Source organism: Bradyrhizobium sp. P5_C11_2 (assembly GCF_054049755.1).
Window position 1 is genome coordinate 1 of the sequence record NZ_JBFULT010000466.1, and the last position, 5,994, is coordinate 5,994.

6 protein-coding genes are annotated in these 5,994 nt (G+C 62.3%); 2 read left to right on the forward strand and 4 right to left on the reverse strand.

The genetic code is table 11. From position 1 onward, the window contains the following. Nucleotides 1-263, forward strand: a 263-nt coding sequence (locus ACXJL8_RS31170; RefSeq protein ID WP_456686164.1) for an aspartyl/asparaginyl beta-hydroxylase domain-containing protein, incomplete at its 5' end; no start/stop codon positions are given. 35 nt (nt 264-298) lie between these two features. Further along, nucleotides 299-1,975, forward strand: a complete 1,677-nt coding sequence (locus ACXJL8_RS31175; RefSeq protein WP_456686165.1) for an outer membrane protein assembly factor BamB family protein — start codon at nt 299-301, stop codon at nt 1,973-1,975. On the opposite strand, the gene ACXJL8_RS31180 is transcribed toward ACXJL8_RS31175, so the two are convergent. From ACXJL8_RS31180 to ACXJL8_RS31195, 4 genes are all read right to left on the reverse strand, one after another. Next, nucleotides 1,976-2,710 carry an SAM-dependent methyltransferase gene (locus tag ACXJL8_RS31180; RefSeq protein ID WP_456623314.1) on the reverse strand — a complete coding sequence of 245 codons (735 nt, stop codon included), beginning with the start codon at nt 2,708-2,710 and terminating at the stop codon, nt 1,976-1,978. Nucleotides 2,711-2,797: 87 nt separating this feature from the next. Next, nucleotides 2,798-3,664, reverse strand: coding sequence for a hypothetical protein (locus ACXJL8_RS31185; RefSeq protein ID WP_456623313.1), 867 nt, complete (start codon nt 3,662-3,664; stop codon nt 2,798-2,800). An 86-nt stretch (nt 3,665-3,750) separates the two neighbouring features. Beyond that, the gene (locus ACXJL8_RS31190) at nt 3,751-4,959 is read right to left on the reverse strand and encodes a radical SAM protein (protein ID WP_456686166.1); all 1,209 of its coding nucleotides are present in this window, start codon (nt 4,957-4,959) and stop codon (nt 3,751-3,753) included. 223 nt (nt 4,960-5,182) lie between these two features. Then, on the reverse strand, nt 5,183-5,994 hold an 812-nt coding region (locus ACXJL8_RS31195), incomplete at its 5' end, for a sulfotransferase domain-containing protein (RefSeq protein ID WP_456686167.1).

Below are 5,994 nucleotides of genomic sequence, written 5' to 3' on the forward strand. Positions count from 1 at the left end.
ATTATTACTTATGCCGCGACCGCTATCACCTGGTCTTGCGGAGTGTCGGCAGCCTGATGGAATGCGGCGGTGTCCGCTGCACCTGGAATCCCGGTGAGGTTTGGTGGTTCAACAACAATCTTTGGCACTCGGCGGGTAACGAAGGCGATGACTGGCGGATTCACGTCATTTTCGATGTTCTGCCGCGCCGCAACCTGGCACTGGTCGAGGAGTTCAAGCGTCACACGGAATATTACCGGGCGAAGCTTGTCGGGCAGCCGTGACGCATGAACGGTCTGATCCGGTAAGGGCACGACGAGTGGACGAAGATCCGATCGGCGCGACATTGGCTACTCGTCCCGACAGTGGGCGAGATGCCATCCTGGCGGACATCAGCCAGAATGGCATCCATCGCGGTGACGTCAAACCCATCTCGACCAATGGGCGCTTGCAGAGCTGGCTGATCGATCTGCGCGCGATCTTCATGCGTCCGGACAGTCTGGCCGCCATCGCCGATGAATTCTGGCTTCTGAATCGTGACCGCGCGCGGTTCCAGGTCGGCGGGATGGAGACGGCGGCAATTCCGCTGTTGACGGCCATCCTGTTGCGGGCTCCTGAGCAGCACCGGGATATCAACGGCTTCATGATCCGCAAGGAGAGAAAGTCCACCGGGCTCGGCAGAATTATCGAAGGCAACGTCACCGACGCCCCCATCATCCTGGTGGACGACATCATCAATTCAGCAAGCGGTGCCGAGAAAGCGCGCGTCGCCATCGAAGCCACAACCGGCAAAACGGTCGGCGGGTTGTTTGCCGTCATCGACTATGAGTCGCAGTCCGGCCTGCGCTGGYGGCAGCAAAAGGGCATTGCCGTACAGGCTCTGTTCAAACTGCGCGATTTCGGATTGGACTTGCAGAACGACCCGCCGCCGCCGCGTCAGGCCTATCGGCTGCTCTGGCACGTGCCGGTTCCGGGCGGTTTTCCTTTCCACGTCGTGCCGAAGTCGGCGCCGCTGCTGGTCGGCTCGGTGATTTATCGGGGCTCCGATGCCGGAAAAATGCAGGCGTTCGATGCCGATACAGGCCGGGTCATTTGGGAACATCAGGTGACCGGAGCTGCCGCGGGAAAGGGGATCTGGTCCTCTCCTGCATTCCATCAGGATCGGATCTATTTCGGTGCGTATAATGGCGTGGCCTATTGTCTGGATGCGGCGGACGGACAGGTGGTCTGGGCCGTAGCGCAAGGCGAATGGATAGGGGCCTCACCGCTCGTGGTGCCGCAACATGGATTGGTGTTTTTCGGCATTGAATATGAACGACCTTGGGCTCAGGGCGGCATCGCCGCGTTGAATATGCTGACAGGCGAAAAGACCTGGGAATATCCTGTCCGCAAATTCCAGCATGGCTCGCCCGCTTACTGGGCTGGCGGCGATCTCATCCTCTGGGGGACGGCCGATCACGTCATGGCCGCCATCGCGGCCAAAACCGGCAAGACGATCTGGACCTTCAAGACAAGGCGGTCGGTCAAATATGCCCCCGCCGTGTGCGAGAAGCGCGGCGTGGTCGCGTTCGCCTCGTTCGACAAGTCCATCTACGTGCTCGACCTCGCGACCGGGCAAAAGCTCGGCGAATGGGAAACCGAGGAGATCTGCTACACCACGCCACTCATCGTCGGCGACCGGCTGTTCTGCGGCTCCGGCGATCGCAACCTGTATGTGATTGATCTGGCGTCGATGAGCCTGATCAAGAAAATCCCGGCAAGGGCTCGGGTCTATTGTTCTCCGAGGCTGGTCGACGGCAAGGTGATGGTCGGAACCAATGGCGGGGTGGTGATGGAAATCGATCCGGATACGCTCGAAATCTGCGGCCGCCTGCAACTGGAAGACGCCGTCACCAACGCCATTGCCGCAACGCCCGACGGAAAGCGAATTTTCGTCTCGACGGCGATGAACCATCTGTACGCGTTCGAGCGGGAGCCGCTATCCGGCCAGCGCTGATCATGCCTTGACTGGCGCGATGAAGAGGGAGGACGCGAGCGTGGCGGATGGAGCGACCGTATCCAGCGCTCCGATCTCCACCGCAATCATGAACGGCGGATTGAAACTGGTCGCAGACCGCACAAAGGTGGCGATGTGGTTGGCCGGATAGTGCTCCAGCAGCGTATCGCGCAAAAGCCGCAAGTCCGGATGAGGGGCGTTGGCGGTCAACCGCGGCGTGGGCATTCCGAACACCGAGGGCTGGAACAGGAGCAGCGCGCCGCGCGTGTCGAATTTCAGCTTGTCGTACACGAAGCTGGTTGCCTCGAATATCTGCAGGCCTCCGCCAGGGTCGAAACGGACGTCCAGCAGCACGGTATCGATACTGGATACGCCGTCGACAAAGGTCACTGTCCTGCCTTGCGCAGCACCATCCCTGTAGAGATTGGTCGCAACACTGTCGAAGATGATGGGGTGTCCCTGGGTCAGGTAGGCGACGGCGCCGAGTTCTCCGGCGCGGGCCAGGATATGCCGTGTCACGTCGGCATAGTTTTGCCGGCGCGGCTGGTTGTCCTTGTAGAAGGGCTTCAGGCTGCGCACCGCAGGTTCGAGGTTTCCGGGTAGACGCCGGAATACATCGATCGGCACATTGGTCCAGATCTCCTTGCAGGCGCCAAGGAATCTCATCGCTTCGATCGTCAGATGGCGCACCGGGTCGACCCCGGCGCCGATGACGTAGACCGTCGTTGAGCTCATATCGCTGCTCCCAAATCCTGCGCGAATGCTTCGCCGGCGGCTGCAACCGGATGCCGTTCGGCAAAAGGCAACGATGCGTGGAATCCTTCAGCCGGCATCGGTTCGAGGCCGGCGCCGCTGCGGCGTCTGGTAGGGAAAGCCCAGTCCTTGCGCTGCGTGCTCTGGCGGCGCGCCGCCGGTGAGGCGCACCTTGTAGGCTGTCGCGGTCGCATCACCGTCGTAGCAAAGCGTGAGAATCGGCAGCTTCACCTCGACGATCCCATGGAGGGACGACCACTCCACCGGCCAGGCCAACGCCTGCCCCAGCGCTCCCTGGTCCGGTTGAGAGGAAACTTTGCTTCTCAGGTCGCCATAAACCGAAGCCAGGCGTTGGGTCGCCTGGCAATGGAAGCAGCATGGCCGATGCGGCGCCGAACGAAGACCGAGCGCCGACAGCAGCGGATTGACCGTGCAGTCGTCTATTTCCGCAATCTGCGAAGCATTGTCGTCAACGACATGGCCCTCGACCATGGCCCAGGTCGTATCCAGCTCTTGCCGTTCGATCGCGACCGTCTTCAGGAATGCGGCGCAGCAGGACGGGTAACCCAGCCAATCGGCCATCTGGCCCAGATCGGCCGCGCGCCATATCGAAGCGAGTTGTTCGATGCGTTCGTTGCGCGTGACGAGGTGCACTTCATCCGATGCCGCAACGCTCGATGACTTGCCGTTGAGCACGCGAACGAGGGGGGCATCGGCGGGACCAAGTATGCGGGAGGCGAGACCGCGGTTCGCCCATTCGGCCGACTGCGCCGAGGATCGTGCTTTGGGCACCGCCATGATCGCGGCCAACCGAACGCCGGCGGCCACGGACAGCCATTCCGAGATTCGTATCTCGTTGACCAGGCGGCCCAATGGTTCGGACCATCGATCCCGCGCCGCCGCGCTCGCCCATGCCATGCGCAGGAACGGCGGCATGCGGAAGTCCAATCGATCGGAATAGTCCCGTGGAACGCGTGATGCCGCGCTCACGACAGCGCCGGATGTCAGATCGAACGCGGCTGTCACGTCGGGGCCACCTGCGCCGGGGCACTGGCCGCCTGGCGGCGGGCGCGCAAGGCGCGCATCACGTATTCGACCGGCGAGTTCTGCCCGGATTCCCAACGCCGCAACAATTCCGCCTCCACGTCCAGTCGTTCGGGTCGCAGCGACAGCGGCGTGATGCCCTTGGCGACGAGCTCGGCCTCGATCTCGGCGAACACCCTGAGCCAGGTCGGGCATTGCTCCGATTTGCTGCGCCAGTCCCCCGCGATCKCCGTGCCCGGGCATTGGCCGCGGCACATCAGGAAGAACCGGCAGCCTTTGCAGCCACCTGCGTCCTGCGGCGTGTGGTAAAGCGCCAGATAGCGTTCGAACCCCTCGCGCGCGGCGGGCAGATAGTCGACGCCGTCCTTGTTGACCCGGCTGCATTTGTTGCGTTCGCCCTGTCCGTCCAGCCCCTTCACGGCACGCGTGGTGTAGGGATCGCAGGCCTGCCAGATACATTTTGATCCGGAGTCCTGGCCCAGCAGGAGCAGCTCGAGATCCTCAATCAGGGTCAGGGTCAAGCCGCTGAGCTTCTGGCGTGCCTTGCGCAATCGCCGCAGGGCATGGATGGTCTCCTCGGTGGAAAGCGCGTACTTCTCACGCGCCTCTTCGCTTTCCACCTCCAGCAAATGGAGTCCGATCCGCCGGATGCCGAGGCTCTCCAGATAACAGAACCAGTCGATCAGCTTCTCCAGCCGGTCGGCGCTGCCGTTCATGCGATGCAAGGTGACGATCAGGCTGGGTACGATGCCGTTGGCGACAAGCTTCTCGATGGCCTGCTCGCTGCGAGCCGTCGAACGACGGGTACGCTCCAGCGTATGATCCCAGCGCGCGTCGTTGAGTTCGCCCGGCCCATCCATCGAAAGGCCGACGCCAACCTGGTAACGCTTGAACAAGGCGATATGCTCATCGTCGATCAGGACGCCGTTGGTCTGGACGGTGTTGCGTCCCGTGCGTTTGAAGCCCCAGTCCCACAGGTCTTCCAGGACGTCCTTGGTCAGCAACAGAGGCTCGCCGCCGAACAGCAGAAACGGCTCATCGGCGCGGCTGTGCGCGACGATCGATCGCTTCATGGCATCGAGGTCGTAGCGCACGCCAAGATTACCGGCATCGCGCTGCGGATCCTCGTAGCAGTAGCCGCATTGCAGATTGCACCGCACGCCAATTGGCGTCACCGTCAACGGCATGGAACCTCTTCCCAAGGCAGGTTACGGGACAGCGACCAAGCGGAGCAGATATCCCGTTCCACCAGCGCGGCATGACCCCAGGTTTCAGCGATGGCTCTGGCGAGAGAGAACAATGGAGGACACCCTTCCTTGCAATCTTAAGTCGCTTTTCCCGGTCTGACAATGAGGTGAGAACCGGCGAGCTGGCCGGCGCAACAGACCACACCGATCTGCTGCGGCGCCGTCACGCTGTCTGTTGCGGCCGAAGAGGCCTTCCGCAATCCGGCGCCAGATATCCAAATCGCTGCATCATGGGCGCATGAGCGCGCGTGATCTCCTGGATCTGGGCGGGTGAGAGGACATCGCGCCACTGTCCGGCCCGCCCTTCACGAAAGAAGATTTTCGCGGTCTTGGGCCGTTCGATGAAGCCGTTCTCGGATTCCTGCCGCCGCAACTCACCAAACGACGATTTTGCGATGGCGGCCCGGAGTTGCTGTTCGCTCGGGGTCAGGCCCAGAAAGCGCGCCAGCGTTCCGAACGGCCGGACCGGATTGGCGACCAGGTCCTCATACCGCATGATGTGCATCGGCCGGTCGGCCAGTCCGAGCCAGCTCGCAACATTCTGGCTCCATGATCCCAGGACCTGGTAGGCCGCCCGTGCGGTTTCGGGGGTCTTCAGGCCCGGCGTCGCCATGGAGGCGATCATCGCGTCGATGCGCACGCCCGAATGGTGCGCATAGGAGATGGCGACGTCGAGCGGATTGCGGACGATATAGATGGCGGCCAGCGTGGCATTCAAATTGATCGTTGGGTGCTGATATTCATTGCCGATGCAGAGGTGGGTTTTGACCAGAACGGGCTCGCTCCGGCCGTTGGCCAATTGCCGCTGCACTTCCGGGCGGGCGGCGGCGACTTCGCTCTGATCGGCCGCGGCGAGACTTTTTCCCAGCACGCGCTCGAACGGCTTGGCGCCAAATTCCCAGAGCGTGTGCGTGTCCATCCGATTGATGTCCTGCGCTTCGTCGACGCCGGACAGTTCGTTCAGCAGATTATGGA